This is a genomic window from Algoriphagus sp. (assembly GCF_029254265.1).
In the GTDB taxonomy this organism is placed as follows: Bacteria; Bacteroidota; Bacteroidia; order Cytophagales; family Cyclobacteriaceae; genus Algoriphagus.
Window position 1 is genome coordinate 45,624 of record NZ_JAQWXX010000074.1, and the last position, 18,565, is coordinate 64,188.

At 39.1% G+C, this 18,565-nt stretch carries 18 protein-coding genes and 1 pseudogene; all 19 read right to left on the reverse strand.

What is annotated here, in order from left to right; all coding sequences use genetic code 11:
• Positions 1–296 precede the first annotated feature (296 nt).
• Positions 297–1,517 carry an acyltransferase family protein gene (locus P8O16_RS11160; protein ID WP_300314651.1) on the reverse strand — a complete coding sequence of 407 codons (1,221 nt, stop codon included), beginning with the start codon at positions 1,515–1,517 and terminating at the stop codon, positions 297–299.
• Positions 1,518–1,642: 125 nt separating this feature from the next.
• Positions 1,643–2,851, reverse strand: a complete 1,209-nt coding sequence (locus tag P8O16_RS11165) for an acyltransferase family protein (protein ID WP_300314654.1) — start codon at positions 2,849–2,851, stop codon at positions 1,643–1,645.
• A gap of 52 nt (positions 2,852–2,903) precedes the next feature.
• A pseudogene (locus P8O16_RS20550) lies at positions 2,904–5,324 on the reverse strand (outer membrane beta-barrel protein).
• Between the two features lie 194 nt (positions 5,325–5,518).
• Positions 5,519–6,037 carry a nuclear transport factor 2 family protein gene (locus tag P8O16_RS11180; RefSeq protein WP_300314660.1) on the reverse strand — a complete coding sequence of 173 codons (519 nt, stop codon included), beginning with the start codon at positions 6,035–6,037 and terminating at the stop codon, positions 5,519–5,521.
• Positions 6,038–6,360: 323 nt separating this feature from the next.
• Positions 6,361–6,663, reverse strand: a complete 303-nt coding sequence (locus P8O16_RS11185) for an EthD family reductase (RefSeq protein WP_300314662.1) — start codon at positions 6,661–6,663, stop codon at positions 6,361–6,363.
• 442 nt (positions 6,664–7,105) lie between these two features.
• Positions 7,106–7,864 carry a DUF6090 family protein gene (locus tag P8O16_RS11190; protein ID WP_300314665.1) on the reverse strand — a complete coding sequence of 253 codons (759 nt, stop codon included), beginning with the start codon at positions 7,862–7,864 and terminating at the stop codon, positions 7,106–7,108.
• Positions 7,865–7,870: 6 nt separating this feature from the next.
• Positions 7,871–8,614 (reverse strand): DUF6090 family protein, encoded by a 744-nt coding sequence (locus P8O16_RS11195; protein WP_300314668.1) that lies wholly within the window; start codon positions 8,612–8,614, stop codon positions 7,871–7,873.
• Positions 8,611–9,327 carry a hypothetical protein gene (locus P8O16_RS11200; protein WP_300314671.1) on the reverse strand — a complete coding sequence of 239 codons (717 nt, stop codon included), beginning with the start codon at positions 9,325–9,327 and terminating at the stop codon, positions 8,611–8,613. Before P8O16_RS11200 ends, P8O16_RS11195 begins: the two co-directional genes overlap by 4 nt.
• Positions 9,320–10,123, reverse strand: coding sequence for a DUF6090 family protein (locus P8O16_RS11205; RefSeq protein ID WP_300314674.1), 804 nt, complete (start codon positions 10,121–10,123; stop codon positions 9,320–9,322). Before P8O16_RS11205 ends, P8O16_RS11200 begins: the two co-directional genes overlap by 8 nt.
• Positions 10,120–10,815, reverse strand: coding sequence for a hypothetical protein (locus P8O16_RS11210; RefSeq protein ID WP_300314677.1), 696 nt, complete (start codon positions 10,813–10,815; stop codon positions 10,120–10,122). The genes P8O16_RS11205 and P8O16_RS11210 overlap by 4 nt, the downstream gene beginning before the upstream one ends.
• Before the next feature lie 78 nt (positions 10,816–10,893).
• Positions 10,894–11,637: a DUF6090 family protein gene (locus P8O16_RS11215; RefSeq protein WP_300314680.1), complete on the reverse strand. Its 744-nt coding sequence runs from the start codon at positions 11,635–11,637 to the stop codon at positions 10,894–10,896.
• Entirely contained in the window at positions 11,634–12,332 is a 699-nt protein-coding gene (locus P8O16_RS11220) for a hypothetical protein (RefSeq protein WP_300314683.1), read from the reverse strand. The genes P8O16_RS11215 and P8O16_RS11220 overlap by 4 nt, the downstream gene beginning before the upstream one ends.
• On the reverse strand, positions 12,329–13,054 hold the full coding sequence (locus P8O16_RS11225; protein ID WP_300314686.1) for a hypothetical protein: 726 nt from the start codon (positions 13,052–13,054) through the stop codon (positions 12,329–12,331). The genes P8O16_RS11220 and P8O16_RS11225 overlap by 4 nt, the downstream gene beginning before the upstream one ends.
• Positions 13,051–13,794, reverse strand: a complete 744-nt coding sequence (locus tag P8O16_RS11230; protein ID WP_300314689.1) for a DUF6090 family protein — start codon at positions 13,792–13,794, stop codon at positions 13,051–13,053. Before P8O16_RS11230 ends, P8O16_RS11225 begins: the two co-directional genes overlap by 4 nt.
• 1 nt (position 13,795) lies before the next feature.
• Positions 13,796–14,593: a DUF6090 family protein gene (locus P8O16_RS11235; protein ID WP_300314692.1), complete on the reverse strand. Its 798-nt coding sequence runs from the start codon at positions 14,591–14,593 to the stop codon at positions 13,796–13,798.
• Positions 14,594–14,626: 33 nt separating this feature from the next.
• Positions 14,627–15,406, reverse strand: a complete 780-nt coding sequence (locus P8O16_RS11240) for a DUF6090 family protein (protein WP_300314695.1) — start codon at positions 15,404–15,406, stop codon at positions 14,627–14,629.
• Between the two features lie 86 nt (positions 15,407–15,492).
• A complete protein-coding gene (locus tag P8O16_RS11245; protein ID WP_300314698.1) occupies positions 15,493–16,830 on the reverse strand; it encodes an amidohydrolase family protein in 1,338 nt (445 codons plus the stop codon).
• Between the two features lie 4 nt (positions 16,831–16,834).
• Positions 16,835–17,602, reverse strand: coding sequence for a DUF6090 family protein (locus P8O16_RS11250; RefSeq protein ID WP_300314700.1), 768 nt, complete (start codon positions 17,600–17,602; stop codon positions 16,835–16,837).
• Between the two features lies 1 nt (position 17,603).
• Positions 17,604–18,386: a DUF6090 family protein gene (locus P8O16_RS11255; protein ID WP_300314703.1), complete on the reverse strand. Its 783-nt coding sequence runs from the start codon at positions 18,384–18,386 to the stop codon at positions 17,604–17,606.
• Positions 18,387–18,565 lie beyond the last annotated feature (179 nt).

Here is an 18,565-nt window from a genome sequence, read left to right on the forward strand (position 1 = left end):
AGGTAATATCATCAATAGGCAGATGGCATGGATGGAATTTTCAATTTCGCTGCTGCCAAAACCTACGTGCAGCTAAATTTCTTGATTAGCTATTCCATTGCACAAAGTCCAAACAGACCTAGTTGGAATCCGAGGGATCTCTTTGGGATTGGGTCGAATTGAAATGGTTTTAAGCAAAAAGGTATTAGAGAAGAAAAGCTAGAATTACAAAATCCTGCTTCTTACGAAGCAGGATTTCTTTTTTAATAGGAGGATTATAAACTTAGCGATATCAGGTACGACATGAGAAACCACTATCATCCCAGAGCCATTTTTTGTTCCGAAAGTTCTTCTTGCTTTTGAATGTCAGAGAGTTTTCGGCTGTATTTTCTACCGTTCAAGAATTCCCCAATAAATGTAGATCTAACTAGATAATGATAAGTGACAAAGCATATAATAGTTGTACTGATTATTACAGTCAAAAACTTTATGATGGCGTGAACGTCCCAACCAAAAAGCAATGGGGCAATAAAAATAGTTAAGGTGTAATGCAACAAATACACCCAATATGATGCGTCTGAAATGTATCTCATTCTGGCAGAGTAACTACTGGTATACCGAATAAATAATCCGGTAATCCCGAAAATGAAGGACCATATCACTAGAGATTGAACGATAGCATTGGCCATGTCTTGGTATGGATTTGTATCTATAAGTTTTAACGGACCTATAGCTAGGCCTAAAGCAAATAGTACAAGCGCTAAAATCGTGCAGGTCCAATCGAATTGCTTAAAACTATCCAAGAGCTGTTTGGACTTGAATAAAACCCAGCCCACCATGTAAAAAGAAAAATAGAAGATGAAGACGTTTACATCAGGTATTAAAGAATTAGAATGGGGCAGGGTTGAATCACCTATTGATAAAAAGATAACAGCAGTCATTCCCGCAAAAACAAAAACTCTTAAAATTGGCTTTTGAAAAACCCAATTGAAGATCTGTGAAATCTTGATGGAGACACCTGGTAGTTTTTGGAACACCAAAGCCAATAGTACTGAAATTATTGTGAAGAAAATAAGGTAGTACAAAAACCAAAGATGCCATGTGGAATTAGGTAAAAAAGTAAGGAAATCAGAGAAATATGCAGCAGCATCTTCCAGGGCATGATCACTTCCGGCAAAGGTTGCGTCGGCATAGATCCTGGAAAACTTAAGCGTTGGATAAAGAAGCAAGAGAAATACAATAAAGGGAAAAAGCACCCTTGAAGCTCTGTTTTTGAGCATTTTTAAAGGTGATCTTTCATAAAAAAGCATTGCTGCAAAAAAGCCCGCTACAAGCATAAAAGTAGGCATGCGAAAGGAGTGTATTATAGAAAAAATGATATCGATGGATAGATGTGTCGCATTTGGGTCTTTACTGAAACCAAATTCAGTAACCATATAAGGGACCGCTGAATGGAGAACAATTCCAAGCATCATCATAATTGCTCTTAAAGAATCCAGAGAATGTAATCGTTCGGTTTTATTAGGAATTGTGTTCATGGTTTAAAAAAGGTTAGAGGAGTGCACCTAGAGTTACAAAATCCTGCTCCTTACAAAGCAGGATTTGTTTTTTAATAGGAGGATTATAAACTGAGTGATATCAGGTAGGACATGAGAAACCACTATCATCCCAGAGCCATTTTTGGTTTTGAATGTTCTTCTTGCTTTTGGATGTCAGAGAGTTTTCTGCTGTATTTCCTACCGTTCAGAAACTTGCCAATAAATGTTGTTCTCACCAGGTAGTGATAACTTACAAAACATATTAAGCCAGTTAATGAGAGCACCGTAAGAAATTTCAAGGTTGGTGGGATTGGCCAATTGACAATGAAGCTGGGAATGAGGACAACTATGGATAAATGTACCAGATATACCCAATAGGAAGCATCTGAAACATACCGCATCATCGCAGAGTGGTTGCTGGCATACCGAATAAATAGTCCAGTAAAGCCAAAAATAAACAACCAAACCGTCAATGATTTAATGGCTATGAGTCCAAAAAAGTTAAAAAAGCCAGGGAAGAAAAAATTAATTGAAAACAACGAAATAGCCAAAATCACACATAGCCAATCGGCCTTCATCATCTGATCTAGTTGATGTTTGGACTTAAATAAGACCCATCCAACGATGTAAAAGGAGAAGTAGTAAATGAAAGCATTGACATCTGGTACAAATGAGAAGGGAGTGGCTAACGAAGTGGTGCCCATGATGTAATAAACCATGGCTGTCATTACACCAAAAAAGAGGACTCGTAAGACTGGCCTTACAATTAACCAATTGAATGTTGCTGAAATGGCGGCTGAAATCTTATTCATCTTTTGAAAAAAGAATGCAAGTCCTGCTGATACAAAAGTGATCAGCGCCAGGTAATACAGAAACCATAAATGAAATGTGCTCGACGGAATAAGAGTGTCCCAACTTGACAAAGTAGCAAGCGCTTCCATGAAAGCATTGACACCTCCTTGAAAGATAAGATTCGTATATGCTATACCAAACTTTATTGAAGGGTAAAGCAGCAAAACAAACACAATAAATGGGAGAACAACTCTTGAAATACGATTTTTTATCATCTTGATAGGTGACCGTTCATAGAATAACATCGCCCCAAAGAAACCGGCAACCATAAAAAATATTTGCATTCTAAATGCGTGGATAAAGAAAACAATGAAATCGTTCGATACGTGTGTTGTCCCTGGGTCTTTGAGAAACCAAGCACCTCCATAATTCACGGCTCCATAAGTAACAGAAGAATGAATCACTAAGCCTAAGAGCATCATAATTGCTCTTAAAGAATCCAGAGAATGTAATCGTTCAGTTTTGTGAGGAATTGTATTCATGGTTTAAAAAAGGTTAGAGGAGATAATTAAAATATAAATTGTAAACAACTGATCAATTTGATACTCTTCGCTGCTCGGCTTGAGACCCTACGGATCTGCTTCGCGTTCCTTTGACCTTATTGTTTCCGAATTTATAGGTATAGGTTGCCATGAATACCCGCTTATCAAACTTATATCTTCCGGAAAAACCAATATTGGAACCTTCAAAGGACTTCCACCTCCATTGGGTGGTTTCAAAAATATCATTGCAAGAAAGTCTCAATACCCCAGCCTTTTCAAAATCTTTCTTGATTCCCAGATTGACAAATCCTCTTGAAAGCCAATTGAAATATCCGTTGATAGTTGGGGAATTATAATACCCGACCAGTTCGATGGTGTATTTTTTAGGAAGGGTAAACGTGTTGGTCGTAATCACTTGTACGCTTTTTTGATCCACTTCATAAGCCTCATCATTGAGAACAGAATTAGCCCTTTGGAAATTGGCAGTTAAGTTATTTTGCATTTCCCACCAGGAGGTTAGCTGTAGCGGAAAAGCAAACAAGATGGAGATGGTTTGTATTTGGTCAATATTCTCCGTTTTCAGGAATGTGGTATTGGTCTCTTCATCCAGAGTAGGCTGAAATGCTGCAATTGCATTTTTGTCATGACTATACTGGGCCGAAACAATCAAACTTTTAAAGGAATAGTCGACTTTTAGGTTATTGGTGTAGGTTGGAAGAATGTTGATATTCCCTGCGAATAGGGTATATCGATCCGAAAAAATAACGAAAGGTGCCATTTGGTTAAACGTCGGACGGGTGATTCTTCTTCCATAGCTAAAGGTAGTTTGGCTATTCTCGCCCATTTTTCTGGCTAATTGTACGGTGGGGAAGAAATCACCGTAGTGACGATTGACCAGCTCTTCACCGGAAAGTGAGGTAAGATTTGTTTTTGTGTTCTCATAGCGAAGTCCTGCATTTAGCGAAGTTTTATCATTGAATACAACAGCTGCCGTAGAGAAGGCTGCCATAATATCCTCTGTCAGTATCCCGTCGCTGCTGTAGGTGGGATTGACGATCCATTCTGATCAAAATTGCTCTTCAAAAACCACCGTATTGCTTAATTCTGAAAAAGTGCCCTTGATCCCTGAATCCACCTTAACTGATTTTCCGATCTTCATCGAGTGATTTACACTGCCCACCCACATGTCAATCGGCGTATCTTTTGAGATTCTAAATACTTCTGAATCAATCACATTATCCGATTCATCAAAAAAGGTGGTTGTGTACCAGGTTGGATTGGCATTATCGTATCTGAGAAAATCTAAATCTACATTGAGTACCTGTCCATTTTGAAAAGTATGTTGGAGGTTAATATTGCCCATAATGTGACTCCAGTAGTTTTTTTCAGTCAGGGTCATGTCTATAGTTGTATCTGGCGAAATGGAATACTGGGCTTCTGTAAGTATGGGTACCACCTGATTCCATCTATTTTCATACCCACTGACCAATGTGCTCAGGGTGGTATTCTTACTAATCGAATAGTCAAATCCTGCCTGATAGTTAATTGTTTTTCCAGTTCTCGCCCGATCATCCGAGACAGTGTTAATAAAAATGTCCTGAAATCCATCATTATTACTTCGTTGGCTTTCCCAAATTTGTGACTGATTTACAACGCTGGGAGCTACAAGCGCAAACCAGCTGAATTTTGGTCCCTGATGATTAATATTAAAACTCAAGTTTCCCTGATATCCAGAGCCATAGCCTTGACCCACTGTGACCGAACCATTGGTGCCGATCATGCCATTGTTTCGTTTCATGACGACATTGATAAATCCCGCATCGCCATCTGCATCATAGTTTGCCGGAGGTACAGTTATAATCTCAAGTTTTTCCACATCACTGGAATTCAGCCCAGCCAACATCTGAAACGCAGCTTCCACAGGCATTCGGAATCGTTTCCCGTTCATCAGAATCACCACCCCGTTTTTCCCGGCCAGGGACATGGTATTGTTTTGTCTGTTGACCATTACACCTGGGGATCTTTCCAACAGGTCAATGACAGAAAAGCCCGCTGAAGTCACGCTATTTGCGACATTGACCACCATTTTCCCCATTTCCATTTCGAAAAGAGGCTTTGTGGCGCTTACAGTCACCTCGTCTAGGTTACTTGCTTCCTCAGTTAACGTGATTGGGTCTAAATCATGCTTTTCCACTCCCGAAAAATTGAACACTGGGCTGTAGGCTTTAGTATAACCGAGGAAAGAGGTTTCAATAAAATATTCCCCTTTTGGAATATTTGAAAAAGAAAAGACCCCAGATTCATCTGTGATTGCTCCCTTAATTAATGTAGAATCGGGTAAATTTCGCAATAGTACATTAGCGTAGGGAACTTCATTGGATTGAAGATTTGTCACTTTTCCCTGAATAATTCCCTGGGAAAAAGCACTCGTGACCATCACGAATAATAAAATTTGTAGTAAGAGAATTTTCATAAATGTTATTAAAAAAGAATTTAGTTATTGTTCAGAGACCATTCAGTTGAGGCTTTTTTTTATCGCTGCTTGATTGAAGAGACTTTAAAGGTTTTAAAAAGGTTAGAGGAGATAGACATACATAAAATAAAGTGAGTGAACTAACTCAAACCGTTAATTCACTCACTCTTGATATCAATGTTTTAAATCGATAATTAATTGGAAGGTGGTATCATTTGATAGCCCTGCATAGCCATGATATTTACCCGATCATACCAATAATTCATTCTGACTACTTTACCATTCATGATCAAAGAGGCAGTATGGTAAGGAACTTTGAGGGTTTTGCCAGTAGATTTATCCGTAATGGTATTGATACCCCAGCTCAGTACCCACTCACCTTCATTCCAGTTATCAGTTACTTTCACAGGAAGGAAAAGCTCATTGGTGAGCGTGTGTTTGTAAGTCCCTGTACTCGTCGTGTAATACTCCTTATGAGCTGCTTTGGTAAGGGAGTCTAGGGCTCCATTCAAACCATAAACCATAGCTCCGGGGGCGAGCTGCGCATCCATTTTAGCAACATCCCCAGCCTGTAAGGCTTTGCTGTAATTCTGTGCTACTTCCAGGGCAGTAGCTGCATTTGCAAATTCTAGGGTCACTACTTGTGCCATCGAAAGAATAGGAGTCAGCAATATTAGCATTGCCAGCAAAGCATTCTGTTTTAAACTTTTCATGTTTGATTTGTTAAAAGATTAGAAAAATAGTTTTAGTGTCTGAAAATAAACCTAATTAACATGTCTAAAAATTAGATAAGGACAAGCCTATCCTAAAAATGTCCTAACTGCTACTTTTCCTTTCCTGTAAGGAAAAAACGTAAAAAATAATACGGGATTATTCTGGCAGGAAGACCTCTATGGGAAAAAGTGATGTGGTCGAGAGTTGTATTGGAACCGCTACACATGATTTTTGGGATAAAAAAAGTGAGTATTCCCACAGCCTCAGGCGACAGGACACTCACTATACTAGCGATAACCTTATTTTTGGTAAGGAAAACTATTTATCCAACCATCCCAACGAGCATTTTCACCCCGCCGCTAGCAAAGTTTGCCAAGTCATCCGTGATGGTTTTGCCCTCTGGAGAACCTAGCGCTTCCTCCATCGCAGCAGGTGTATCAAACCAGAGCTCAGCCATTCGATAATATTCCGGATTTGAACCATCCGCATTGGGTAAAAATTTGGTGACTTCTGCTTTTGCCAAGCCATTGATTCTGCCTACCAAAGGCATATGTGTGGTGCCATAGTAGCTTTCAAAAGCGGAAGGATCTGTGGGGTGTCCGTAAAGGACCGTTACTTTGATCATGATTATTGGGTTTAAATTTTAGTATTTTTTTGTATGTGACGTGACGGTTAAGGTAATCAGAAATTGTAGGCGCCAAGGAAGCTTATAGAAAAGCTACCTCCTCGCATTCATTCTAAAATCCCGATCCAGCGCATCGTACCACATTCTTCATCAGGAAGTAATATTCGATTTTGAACTGCAAATACAATTTGAATTTGTGTATAGGTATTTGCCATGATTATAAATTTTATCCCGTACCTAAAGGCAGGGAGGGGATTTTGTCATTTGTTTGTTCTACCAATATCAAGTCCCTAAAGGGACTACTCTTTTGGATCACCACCAGGAAAATTTCACCCAAAGGCATAGACCAAATACCGGCTGACCCTATTTTGTGGGAGAAGTTTTTTTCGGATTTTGCGGAAGAAGGAGATCATATGTCACTTATAGTTTTTGGAAAATACACCTATTTCTCAAGTTCATTTTCTATCAAAGTCCGAATGTGATCTAGGTCCTTCTGCAAATCACTGTATTCTAAAATTGCTATCTGATTCCAATTGCTGTTCATGATGCAAAGGTTTTGATACTCAAGATCCCGAATCATTTTTGCATAGAAGTCTTTCACTTGATTTTCGGAATAAAACAGTTGTTCCCCGTTTTCATTCACTAGTTGAAAATTCACGATGGTCAGAGGCAGATTGCGTTCGAGATAGGGCAGAAATTCTGTTCCAACAAACCGAAAATGATTATCCTCTTCCTCTCGGACATCCTCGACAGCTTCTGACCAGGATGCTAGCCGGTATTTAAGGGAATCATTGGAAATCAGATTAATCTGTCCGGAGGAAATCAGGCTATTGATCACGCCATTTGGTGCATTGAGGGTGGTATTTCCAAGGTTCAGAATTGGATGATAGACTATCAAGGAATCAAGCATTCCTGATTTCATATAATTCAGTTTCCTTGAAAAAAAGTCAATGGATAATTCTCGTCTTTTCTGGGCATTAGCGAGCTTCTTTGCTTGGTCTGAAAATTCCTCTTTCAAATCCTGCAGTGCATTTTTTTCTGCGATTCGATCATTTCGTTCGATGTTCCAATTATTGACTTGTAGGGCTATCAAAATACCAATCACTACCAGTACTATTTCCCCTAAGGCATAGACTAGGTATCTCGTCACCTGGTTTTGCTGGAGGAGTTTTTGGCGGATTTTTCTAAAGAAGGAAATCATTGAAATTTATTTAGTTTGGTCAATAATTAAATCCATTGCTTTTACCACTTTCTCAACCTCCGTTTGCCTATCTTCCTTTAAGTCTTGTTCCACAAATCCATATAAGATAGCTTGAAGAATTCGTTTCTTTCTCGCGATCAGATTCAAGTATTTATCAAGTTGTTTTTGATCAAAACTGAGGACCGCATCAAAACGCTCGGCTTCATTATAGAGCTTAAAATTATCCATGGAGAAGGGGATTACATGTGTTGTGGTGAACTCTCTCATTTCCTTTTCCTCTTCCAAATAATCAATAATAAGGTCCTGCCAACCAATTAAGGCCTTTCGCAGCGCTATGTCTTGAATGAGATTTATATTACCTGTATTCACCAAAGACTCAATGCTACTTTGGGAAGGGTCAAATGTATATGCAACTCTTGACCATAGAGAATGGTATCGTAGTGAATCTAGAGAAACTGACTTAAAAGGTTGATTTGCAAGCATCCAATCGCAACTCTTCAGAGATTTACTATGGAAACCTCTTACTTTTTCGAATTGGATTTTGTTTTCGGTAAACTCGATATGGATTTGATTCAGAAAGGCTTCCTCTTTTTTCTTATCTTTTCTTTCTTCATTCCAGTTATTGACTTGGAGTGCCAATAAAATCCCGATCATCACTAGTGCTATTTCCCCTACAGCATAAGCTAGGTATCGAGTGACCCTATTCTGGGAAAGCAGTTTCTGGCGTATTTTGCGGAGGAAGGAGATCATGGATTCTGTTTTTTAATCAAGATTCTCAGCTTAGAAATCTCATCTAGTGCAGTTTTCATTCGACGGACAGACCCCTGCTCTCGATTATCTTTGTAGAGTTTAAATAGGACTATACTGCTGGGATTTTCAAAAAATAGGATTGGATTTCTAGGTTCCATTCGCACTCTGTAGGAGAAATCATTAAATTCATTTTTGATCACCGGGATCCAATCACCATTAAAAAAGTCTTCTACATCGTTTAATGCCTCATAGACCCTGAATAAAGTTTCGTCATAATAGGAGATCAGATTCAACTGAAGATCCTTGTCTGAGATCGTTCCAATTCCCTTTGACTTCAATACTTCAAAGGCACTCGATTGAGACTTGAATCGCTCGAAGGTGACTACTTTTCCCATCCAGACATTTAATCGCTCATCATAAATACCTCGCTCTATCTGATTTAAAATTGAATCTGTCAATTGAACGGCTAGAATGGCATTTTGAAGTTCAGTAGCGATCAAGACAGAATCTCGAGTTAGATTTTGATCAATCAGTGAAAGTATTTCGGTTTCAAAGGTTCTGGCTTTCCGGTTTTCATTCCAGTTATTAACCTGCAGCGCCAATAGAATTCCAATCATTACTAGTGCGATCTCACCTATAGCATAGGTCAGGTACTGGGTCACCCGGTTTTGCTGGAGGAGCTTTTGGCGGATTTTTCTGAAAAAACTAATCATGGATAAAGGATTTGATTTCTTCCTGAAGGGACTTTGTTCGGGCGGATCGGAGTTCCAACTCGTTGGTCATATTGAAAGACCTGCCGAGATCTCCGATAAGATAGGACTCAAACTCAGTTTTTTGTAAAAAGGCATCGAGTTCCTTCTGCGATGCCAGTTTCCGTTGGTCTGGGACGGAATCGAGCAAGGAATAAAAACCTTTGTTCCCCTCGCTGGTAATTACCTGTCCAGATGTTGCAGAATTTAAAAAATCATTGGGAACTGAAGCCATCAGGGGCTCGAAGGATGATTCCAAAAAACGAAGACTAGAGGTAAGGATATCATCTATTTGCTTAAAATTGGAATAGTATTCCACAAGTTTTTTAAGGAGCTCTTTATTGGAAAAATTTTCAAAAGCTCCACCACTTTTAGCTGCTTCATAGGTTGCATCAAAGCTGATAGCCGACTCATTGTAATAAAGCGGTTCGGTATGGATTCCAAATTCAGCAGGGCTAACTCCGAGACTTGGATTTCTCACGTGAGCAAGCAACCAGGTAAGATTATCGATCCGGGATTCGTAAAACTCGGAAAGCTGCTCCAGCTTTTTTTGATCATTCTCCAAATCATCCAAAATGGTCTGGTAGAAAGTCTGTTCGCTTACTTGATTTCGCCTTTCCTCTTTCCAAGTATTGAATTGTAAGGCAATCAGGATTCCGATCGTAACGAGGAGTATTTCACCCAATGCATACACCAGGTAGCGAGTGACTCGATTTTGAGAGAGGAGAGATTGGCGGATTTTTCGGAAGAAGGAGATCATTTTTCAGGAGCAGGGTCTAGATTGGTTTCAGAAATGATTTTTTCGATGATTTCCTCTAATTTATCTAAAGCCCGTAGGTAATTGGCGAGCCCCCAAGCATGATTGTCCAAGAGGTTTTCAAATTCCAAGTCCTGAAACAGGCGATGCGTTGGTGAATTGAACCTTGATTTTTCCTCCCAATTTAAAGGTCCATACCGATCAATGTTTTTCATTGATGCATTTTTGGTCAAATAAGGCACGAATAACTGGGCGGCACCCTCATCCAGGGTTTCATAGCTTTCTTTTAACTCCTCCGTTTCTCTTTCCCATTCGAAAATCAAAGCCCGCAGATTTTCTGAGGAGATTAAACCAAGATTTCCGGATGAGATTAGGTCCTGGATTACAGATTTAGAGGGGCTAAAGTCTCTGAAGTCTAATGTTCTCTCAATCAGACTATCCAAATTGTACTCATTCAACCCTGAATCTGGAAGAAAAAAAAGATTCATCATACCCTTGGTGGTTTCTAAAAGCGCTTGATGATGCTGGATAACGGTCTTTAATTTTTCCCTGTTCCCGATGGATTCGGTGTAGAGACCCAGCAGGATGGAGCTCTCTTTGTGTTTGGCCTTTCGTTGTTCATTCCAGGTATTCACCTGCAAGGCGATCAATATTCCGACCGTTACCAAGAGGATTTCTCCAAGAGCATAAACCAAATACCGAGTGATCCGATTTTGGGATAGGAGGGTTTGTCGGATTTTACGAAAAAATTAGATCATATATTCTATGGAAAATCAATTCTGGGACAAAGTGCACTTGTTTTCAAGTAGTGGAGTAAGGTCCTTGATCTTGGTCAAAATAGAACCATAGTGGAGGTTATTTCTATAATTGACGGCGATCAGTAAGGATGCCACGTGTTTGAGTTCTTTCAGTTGAAGAGGGGTTAGTGGATTTCGGTCGAGCAACTCTTGCTGGACAATCGTCGTGTCAAGTCCTTCTTTCATAAAGGTGTTATCAATAAAACCTATGGCATAAAAGTCATCGATTTCAAACATTTCATCAAGGCCAATTCGGCCATTGGTGGAGATATTATTTGCCAGACCTTCTGCTTCTTGGAGATATGTCCCTACCTGATCCACGATAGTTTGATCGGTAAATGTATTGAGATTTCCACTAGACTTAAGGTCGCTATACCCGGCAGAAATCGGGTTGAATTCGTAACTTATCTTTGAAGTTGCTTGAAGCATTAACTGGATGGATTTTTCCTTTTCGGGAGAATCTAAAAGTAACTCTCGAAGTAATTCATTGCTTTTGGTCAATCGGAGTTCGCTTTCCTCCAGTAGGATATTCAGTTGGATTTCATCTTGCTTAAGGTCTGCCAAAAATCTGCAATAATAATCCTGTACAAGACTTCTGTTTTTGGAGTTTTCATTCCAGTTATTCAGTGCAAAAGCCCCCAAAATACCGATGGTAATCACCAGAATCTCCAAGATATATTCTGGCCATTTTTCTTTGAGTATAGAGAGGATTCTTTTCATTTCTGGGGGGTTAAGTATCCATCAATTTCATCGATAATTGTAAGTGCTTCTGACCGGAAACGAATGAGTTCAGTCACGTATATGGAATACAGGATATAATAGGCTCCCACCCTTTTTTTAAATGCCATATTATCAATAGCAAAATCCGAAAAAGCGGTTCTATCATTTTCTCCAAATGCGAATTCCAAAAACCAATCTTGCTGTGTCCAATAATCATAATTATTGCGAAAATTATTGGCGAGCTCATCGCTGGCTATATCTATTTCGACAAGGTGCTCGGTGTAGAAATGACTCACCAAATTTGATAGTCTCATGCTTTCTTCATCATCCAAGTCTACCGAATTCTCAAGTAAAGTTAGACCACGCTGCTCTAACATGATATCCTCATAGCCTAAGAAAGATTTGGCATAAGTTGGGTCGGAGATTAATACCTCTCGGGTAGCACGACCATCAATCATTTCGAGCATATGATTCATGCTGATTTGGTAACCGCCAATCGCGGAATCAATTTCTGAAATATCAGATAAAAGATCGTCCTTTATAAAACCATAGATCTTCTTATTCTGGATTTCAAGTGCTCGTGATTCTTTCCAGCTATTGAGCAGAAATGCGCCCAAAATACCGATGGTAATCACCAGGATTTCCAGAATATATTCAGGCCATTTTTCTTTAAGAATGGAGAGGATTCGTTTCATTGTTCAAGTCTTTTTATTTCAATCTCCAAATCAAGGATCATGGACTCCACCGATTTCCTTAGATTTTCATAAAAGTAGCCGATATAAGATCCGGTGCGATTTTGTTGGGTTTTGATAAAATAAAGGTATTCCTGATCAGTTTTGAGGGATTCAAAGTCTAAGGGAACCATACTTCCTTCAAAAGTATTGTCCTTACCCTCAAAATTATATCCTGACTCAAACCGACCCGGCAAAATTTGCCTCATGTGGTATTGCACTTCATCCAATTCCTCTTGCTCGGCTTTTAGGAAAAAATCATATTGGGAATCATAGACAGCGATCAGCTTATTGCGGATATCTGTATTGGAAATGATATCCAAACCTCTGGATTTAGCAGTTTCGAAGGAGCTGGTCGAGTGAACAAAATGGAGGGGTAAAAGTGTATAAATGAATTGAGAAGCCAGGGAATCGTGGTATGAACCATCTTTTTCCAAAACTTCAAGGATCAGGTTTAAGGCGTTCTGGCTTTTTCTGAGTTCATTCATATTGAAATTTATTTCCACCAGATCGGACGTCAGTTCTGTTTTACATCCTTTGAGGATTTCGATTTCTGATTGTCTTCTTGCTTTGTTCTGTCCATAGTTTGACAGCTCAAAAGCCCCATAGATACCGATGATCAGCACCAAAATCTCAAAAAAGTATTCCGGCCATTTTTGGTTGAGGGTGGAGAGGATTCGTTTCATTGTTTCAGCTCTTTTTGGATCAATTCTTTTAGTTTCTGGTTTTGGGTCAGGACTGTTTCAATGTTGAATTCGGTGTTTTTGCATTTGATGGATGATTCCAAAATCAGTTGTTGAAATTCCGGTATTTTGGAAAGAAGAATTAAATCTGCTTCATCAATAAAATCAATGGGTGCTTCTCCTTTAGTTTTAAAGGCTTTATTCTCAAACCAGCTGGACAATTGGTGGACTTTTTTGTCAGCCAAAAAAATCCGAACTCTATTTTCTACCAATTTGGAAAATTCCGAATAGGCATCATCGAGATCTTTCAAGTTCCTGGCATAAGTGACAATCTCTTTTCGAATTACCTCATCCGAGATTTTACCAGCAACAGAAGGATCATTCTTTATCGCTACAGGATTATAATAGATCATGAACCTGATCATATTCGGGTTTTCAATCTCCAAATCCATCCCTTTCACTCCGATTTCATAGAGTACCTCATGCAGGTTATTTATTTTAGTTAGGCTTGCAAGGTTTTCAGTGAATGAGAGTGAATCGGCTCTTAAATCCTGAATAAGATTATTTAACACTGCCTTCTCTGAAATTCTTGCTTTGCGAGCCTCATTGGCATTATTGATTTGAAGGGCTATCAAAATTCCAATAACTACTAAAAAGATTTCTCCTAATGCATAAGCGAGGTATTGTGTGACTCGGTTTTGGGTTAGAAGCTTTTGGCGGATTTTTCTAAAAAGTGAAATCATCTTACTTAGTTTCAGATTTGATTAAGGATAGAATTAATTCAATCTTTTCTTTTACTCCTTCTGATTGTTGGTTGGTATAGACCGTGTTAGAGATCATTATAGCAATGTGATCTTCCAGATCAGGATGGTACAAATAGGGTTTAAAATCCGCCGGCTGAAAAAGTTCTTTTAAAGGAATCTCCTTATTAGTGTCACCCAAAGAGTAGATAGCCATAAAATCTTCATCCTGTAAAAACTGTGTAATTACTCCTCCCATCTGATAATGTTGGATCAAAAATGGTTGAAGTATGTTTTCAGTCAGATTAAAAATCACCATTTCCTCTTCACTGAGATCTCCTAAGAAACTTTCAAAAGAGGTTAGCTCTTTACGCAATTCAGCATTTTTTATCAGGTACAGTTTCCCGGAATTACTAAGCTCATTCGTCACGCCCAATACTGGATTGAATGTGGGTCTGGTGGTCATCCTGGATAAGTGAAAATTTAAACTGTCCACATCTACAATAGTGGATTCAAGCTTCCGGTAGCTCAATAGCTTTAAGCAGGATTTAATCATTTCCTTTCGGATATAAATCTTGCTGTTCAGCTGCTCCAAGTTTTTGTTGTATTCCATTTCCAGCTGTGCTAGGAGCTGCTGCTCTTGCTTTCGATCCTGTCGATTTTGATTCCAGGTATTGATCTGCAAGGCCAACAAAATCCCGATCACCACTAGAATGATCTCTCCTATGGCATAAATCAGATACCGGGTGATCCGGTTTTGGGATAGGAGTTGCTGGCGGATTTTGCGGAAGAAGGAGATCATTAAATCTTGTTTAATTTATGTTTTAGCTTCTATTTACTCCTTACTTGATTTCTTATCACTTTTAATACTATCCTCTAAATGGTTGATGAAAATCAAGGTCTCAGCATTTATTTCATTTAGCAATCGAATACAATCTTTATTAATCCAATAATGAAGTGCGGCATTTCGCAGGTATAGCTCTTGATTTGCTTTTATTTCGTCAGCCATGGTTCCAACAGAAATCTCTGAGAAAAGAAAAGAAGTTAATCCAGTATCAAATCTTAATGCATCAGTCTGCATAAATAAAGGAGCGTCAATAGGTATGGCCCAATCTGTGTTTACCTTGAAATCCAATTCAACAGCTTGATATTTTTTGTAGTGGGCGACTATTTGGTCTCTTAATCCTGTGTCCTTAATGATTCCCAAATTCCCTGTACTAGATAAATCTTCGTAAGTGGAAATCGATGGATTGAAGCTAGGATAAAGGGAGCCATAAATTATAAACTCAGTTGTGCTCAAAACCAATAGAGAATCACTATACACTTTACTATTCAGTATACTACTCAGATTGGCAATTTTTTCACTATTTTTTTCCAGCCGCTCAATTTCAGCCGCGAAAGTGAGCACATCACTTTTGTTTTCCTGGATCAGTCTTGTGAGGTAAGATTTTTGCTGCTGGTTAAGCTTTATATTTTCATTCCAGGTATTAATTTGAAGGGCGATCAGAATCCCGATCACTACCAACACGATTTCGCCTAAGGCATAGACCAAGTACCGGGTAATCTGGTTTTGAGAAAGGAGTTTTTGGCGGATTTTGCGGAAGAAGGTAATCATGGGAGTTTATTTTTCGAATGGCACATTAACTAGCCTCAACAATCCTCCTCGCATCACATGGGTTATTGATCTGAAATTACTGGCATCTAGTGAGGATCCTTATCCAAGATGATTAGATCAGCCATTTTTCCAACTTCCAATGTGCCAAAATCATCCAACCTTCTCATGGTTTTCGCTCCGTTTTGTGTGGCCATCGGGATCAAATCCTTAGCAGGAATCCCCGCCGCCTGCATTGCTTCCAACTCATCATAGATCGAGAGACCATGAAGTGTCCCCGGATTCCCTGCATCGGTGGACAGGGCAATGGGAATACCTGCTTCATAGAGGAGCTTCAGATTAGCATACATGTTGGTTTTTAGTTGGTCATCAACTTCTTCTGTTTTCTTGACCATTTCCTCAAATTTTTCAGAGCCATTATAGTACTTGAAAAATGCTTGGGAATCCTTAAGTAAATTTCTGGTTTCGGAATCTACGACCTGATTGGGATCGTTTAAGGGGTATTCTCCCCGTAGCGATTTGAATGCAATAGAATAGCCCGGAACTACCACTAAAGTAGGGCAAACGATAACTCCTGATTCCTTTGCCATTTGGATAAACTCTTCATCCACTACTTGGTCATCCACACTATGCACCAATACTTTCGCTCCCAATCGAATAGCTTCCTTTGCTTCATCCAGATTGGTAGCATGAACAATCAGTTGATTTCCCTGGGTTTTGACTTCTTCTGCTACAGCTCGAAGGCTTTGCATAAATAGGGAATCCTTTAGGTTAAAGCTCCAGATTTTAATTCCTGTTGAGCCCATGGCAGTACTCTTTTGCACATATTCTTTTCCAAATTCAGGGGAAGTCAAGGCAAGCATTTGTCGGGCAGGTGGGACATTGAAGATATCCAGCCGGTCTTGATCAAAAGGAGTAAGCAAGGGCCCCGCCGCAGCTACATGGGGAGCATTAAGGTTTGATTCTGCCGACTTGGCGAGATGAACGGTCCATTCAAAGCCACCCACATCATAGACCGCCGTGACTCCGGAGCGGAGATAGCTTTCCAAATAAGGTTGTGGGTCTCTTTTCAGTCTGGCCTGAAGGCTATCAAAGCGAAGTGTATCACGGATATCCAAGGCATCCGGCCGACCATCAAAAAAGCCCGTCTGTGAAAAGTGCACATGGGCATCAACTAACCCAGGAGCGATAAACTTACCTGTAACATCCATCAAATTGACATTTTCAGGGATTTCGATTTCAGGACCTCCTATGGCGGATATTTTACCATCCTGAAGAATGATGACACTGTTCGAAATGGAATTTCCGGTACCATCAAAAAGTTTGGCTCCTTGCAGAACTGTGATTTTTGATTCAGAGCTAGGGCTTGGGCTACAGGCTGCAAGAATCAAGATTCCAAGCAGAGGCAAAAAAGAAGGTCTTTGCATAAAGTTACGATTTGGTATTTGTTTCAATTTGCTGATCTAGGACTAAAAGCAATTCTTCAAAAAACTCAAGCAGCGCTTTTTCATCATTTATCCCATCAATTCTCCAGGAATCCACATTGCTCAGGATATCTTCGATAAGTCTATTCTGAAAAAACCAATGGTAATCGGAAGTGTAAAATCCTTTAGGAAAATCGTTGTACTCACCATCTGATAAGATTCGATTAGAAGAACTGATTTTACCATCAATGGCTGGCCAAAGCCTATTGATTATTAAGTCTTTAACTACATCAAATTCCTCCAAGCCATCAACTACTTCGCCTTCAAAGGAAGTCAACATGGATTTTAATTTTTCATTTTGAAGGTAATCCAAATTACCTGAAGAGATAATTGATTTGATATAACCGTTTCTTACTTCGAAAGTGTACACCGTTTCGGCATTGAAAAGAAGTGTATCTAGTGATTTAGAGGAAATGGATGATATATCAGTCCCAAAAAGATTTAACAGCTCGAAACTAGACTTATGGGCAAGTTCGTGGTAGGCGATATTGGTTTTTAGGTTCTGAATATTTAGGAGGAGTTCTGTCCGTAGGTTTTGGAGTATACTTTGTTCAGCAATTCGGATTTTACGTTGTTCATTCCAGTTATTCACTTGCAGCGCTATCAAGATTCCAATCACAACTAGGAAAATTTCTCCCACAGCATAGACTAGGTATCGCGTGACCCGATTTTGGGAGAGGAGTTTTTGGCGGATTTTTCGGAAGAAGGAGATCATTTTATTTTTTTCTATTCAATTCATCCTCAATCATTTTGAGCGTGATGTTGATAAAATCTTTAATGTTCAATTCGTTGACCGAAACGTAATCATTGTTATGCTTGTGATGCCAGATTTGATTCTCAAATTCTAAATAATCCGAGTCTCGTAGCTGGGTTTTGAATGGGGATTTCTCTTGGTAGTTTTGAAGATAATCTTTCTTGTCATAAGGGAGTTTTTTAGTGAGCTCACCATTCGCCAATGGAAAACGCTTCATTAGAAATGGCATTAAATTCATGGTATAGTTGTCTGATCTAAAAAGAATATCCTCTTCTTGATCAATTAAAAGCGTCAGCCAGTTTACTATTTGAGTGCGTAGGGCGTCATTTTTCAGCAGAATTAATTTTCCGGAATTGACGATTTCGCTTGCGACTCCTGTTTGCGCATCAAAGGAATTGAATGTGCCTATCCTCACGAGTAGATCATCTATAAGTTCAGCATTATTTCCGATAGAATTAGATCGAATTATCTGCGTGAGTTTTAGGCAATCCTCAGTTACTTTTGTATTAATATTAATACTGTAGTTTATTTCCTTCAGATTAATTTCAAATTCTTCTTTTAGCCCAAAAAGTATTTCCGATTCCTCCTCATTTTCAATTCGTTGCTGATTCCAGGTATTGATCTGAAGTGCTATCAATATTCCAATGACCACCAAAAATATTTCCCCTAGAGCATAAGCTAGATATTGGCTTACCCGATTTTGGGATAGGAGCTTTTGGCGGATTTTTCTTAAGAAGGAGATCATTTGATTTTCAAATAAAAAATTGCTCTAGGTCAATAAGTTAATTGGATTTCTTAAATGGTCAAAAATTTAATATGTATATCCGCAATCTTGCCAGTATGATTAAATCGAAGCAATGATGAGTCTGTCAAAGAGTTTTTGACCGAAGTATCTTCTGTTGAGCTTGTAACAAAACTCGTCCA

What these genes read in the sequence shown, in the direction of transcription:
- P8O16_RS11160 (WP_300314651.1), bottom strand. Translation starts at nt 1,517, where the DNA reads ATGAACACAATTCCTAATAAAACCGAACGATTACATTCTCTGGATTCT.
- P8O16_RS11165 (WP_300314654.1), bottom strand. Translation starts at nt 2,851, where the DNA reads ATGAATACAATTCCTCACAAAACTGAACGATTACATTCTCTGGATTCT.
- P8O16_RS11180 (WP_300314660.1), bottom strand. Translation starts at nt 6,037, where the DNA reads ATGAAAAGTTTAAAACAGAATGCTTTGCTGGCAATGCTAATATTGCTG.
- P8O16_RS11185 (WP_300314662.1), bottom strand. Translation starts at nt 6,663, where the DNA reads ATGATCAAAGTAACGGTCCTTTACGGACACCCCACAGATCCTTCCGCT.
- P8O16_RS11190 (WP_300314665.1), bottom strand. Translation starts at nt 7,864, where the DNA reads ATGATTTCCTTCTTTAGAAAAATCCGCCAAAAACTCCTCCAGCAAAAC.
- P8O16_RS11195 (WP_300314668.1), bottom strand. Translation starts at nt 8,614, where the DNA reads ATGATCTCCTTCCTCCGCAAAATACGCCAGAAACTGCTTTCCCAGAAT.
- P8O16_RS11200 (WP_300314671.1), bottom strand. Translation starts at nt 9,327, where the DNA reads ATGATTAGTTTTTTCAGAAAAATCCGCCAAAAGCTCCTCCAGCAAAAC.
- P8O16_RS11205 (WP_300314674.1), bottom strand. Translation starts at nt 10,123, where the DNA reads ATGATCTCCTTCTTCCGAAAAATCCGCCAATCTCTCCTCTCTCAAAAT.
- P8O16_RS11215 (WP_300314680.1), bottom strand. Translation starts at nt 11,637, where the DNA reads ATGAAAAGAATCCTCTCTATACTCAAAGAAAAATGGCCAGAATATATC.
- P8O16_RS11220 (WP_300314683.1), bottom strand. Translation starts at nt 12,332, where the DNA reads ATGAAACGAATCCTCTCCATTCTTAAAGAAAAATGGCCTGAATATATT.
- P8O16_RS11225 (WP_300314686.1), bottom strand. Translation starts at nt 13,054, where the DNA reads ATGAAACGAATCCTCTCCACCCTCAACCAAAAATGGCCGGAATACTTT.
- P8O16_RS11230 (WP_300314689.1), bottom strand. Translation starts at nt 13,794, where the DNA reads ATGATTTCACTTTTTAGAAAAATCCGCCAAAAGCTTCTAACCCAAAAC.
- P8O16_RS11235 (WP_300314692.1), bottom strand. Translation starts at nt 14,593, where the DNA reads ATGATCTCCTTCTTCCGCAAAATCCGCCAGCAACTCCTATCCCAAAAC.
- P8O16_RS11240 (WP_300314695.1), bottom strand. Translation starts at nt 15,406, where the DNA reads ATGATTACCTTCTTCCGCAAAATCCGCCAAAAACTCCTTTCTCAAAAC.
- P8O16_RS11245 (WP_300314698.1), bottom strand. Translation starts at nt 16,830, where the DNA reads ATGCAAAGACCTTCTTTTTTGCCTCTGCTTGGAATCTTGATTCTTGCA.
- P8O16_RS11250 (WP_300314700.1), bottom strand. Translation starts at nt 17,602, where the DNA reads ATGATCTCCTTCTTCCGAAAAATCCGCCAAAAACTCCTCTCCCAAAAT.
- P8O16_RS11255 (WP_300314703.1), bottom strand. Translation starts at nt 18,386, where the DNA reads ATGATCTCCTTCTTAAGAAAAATCCGCCAAAAGCTCCTATCCCAAAAT.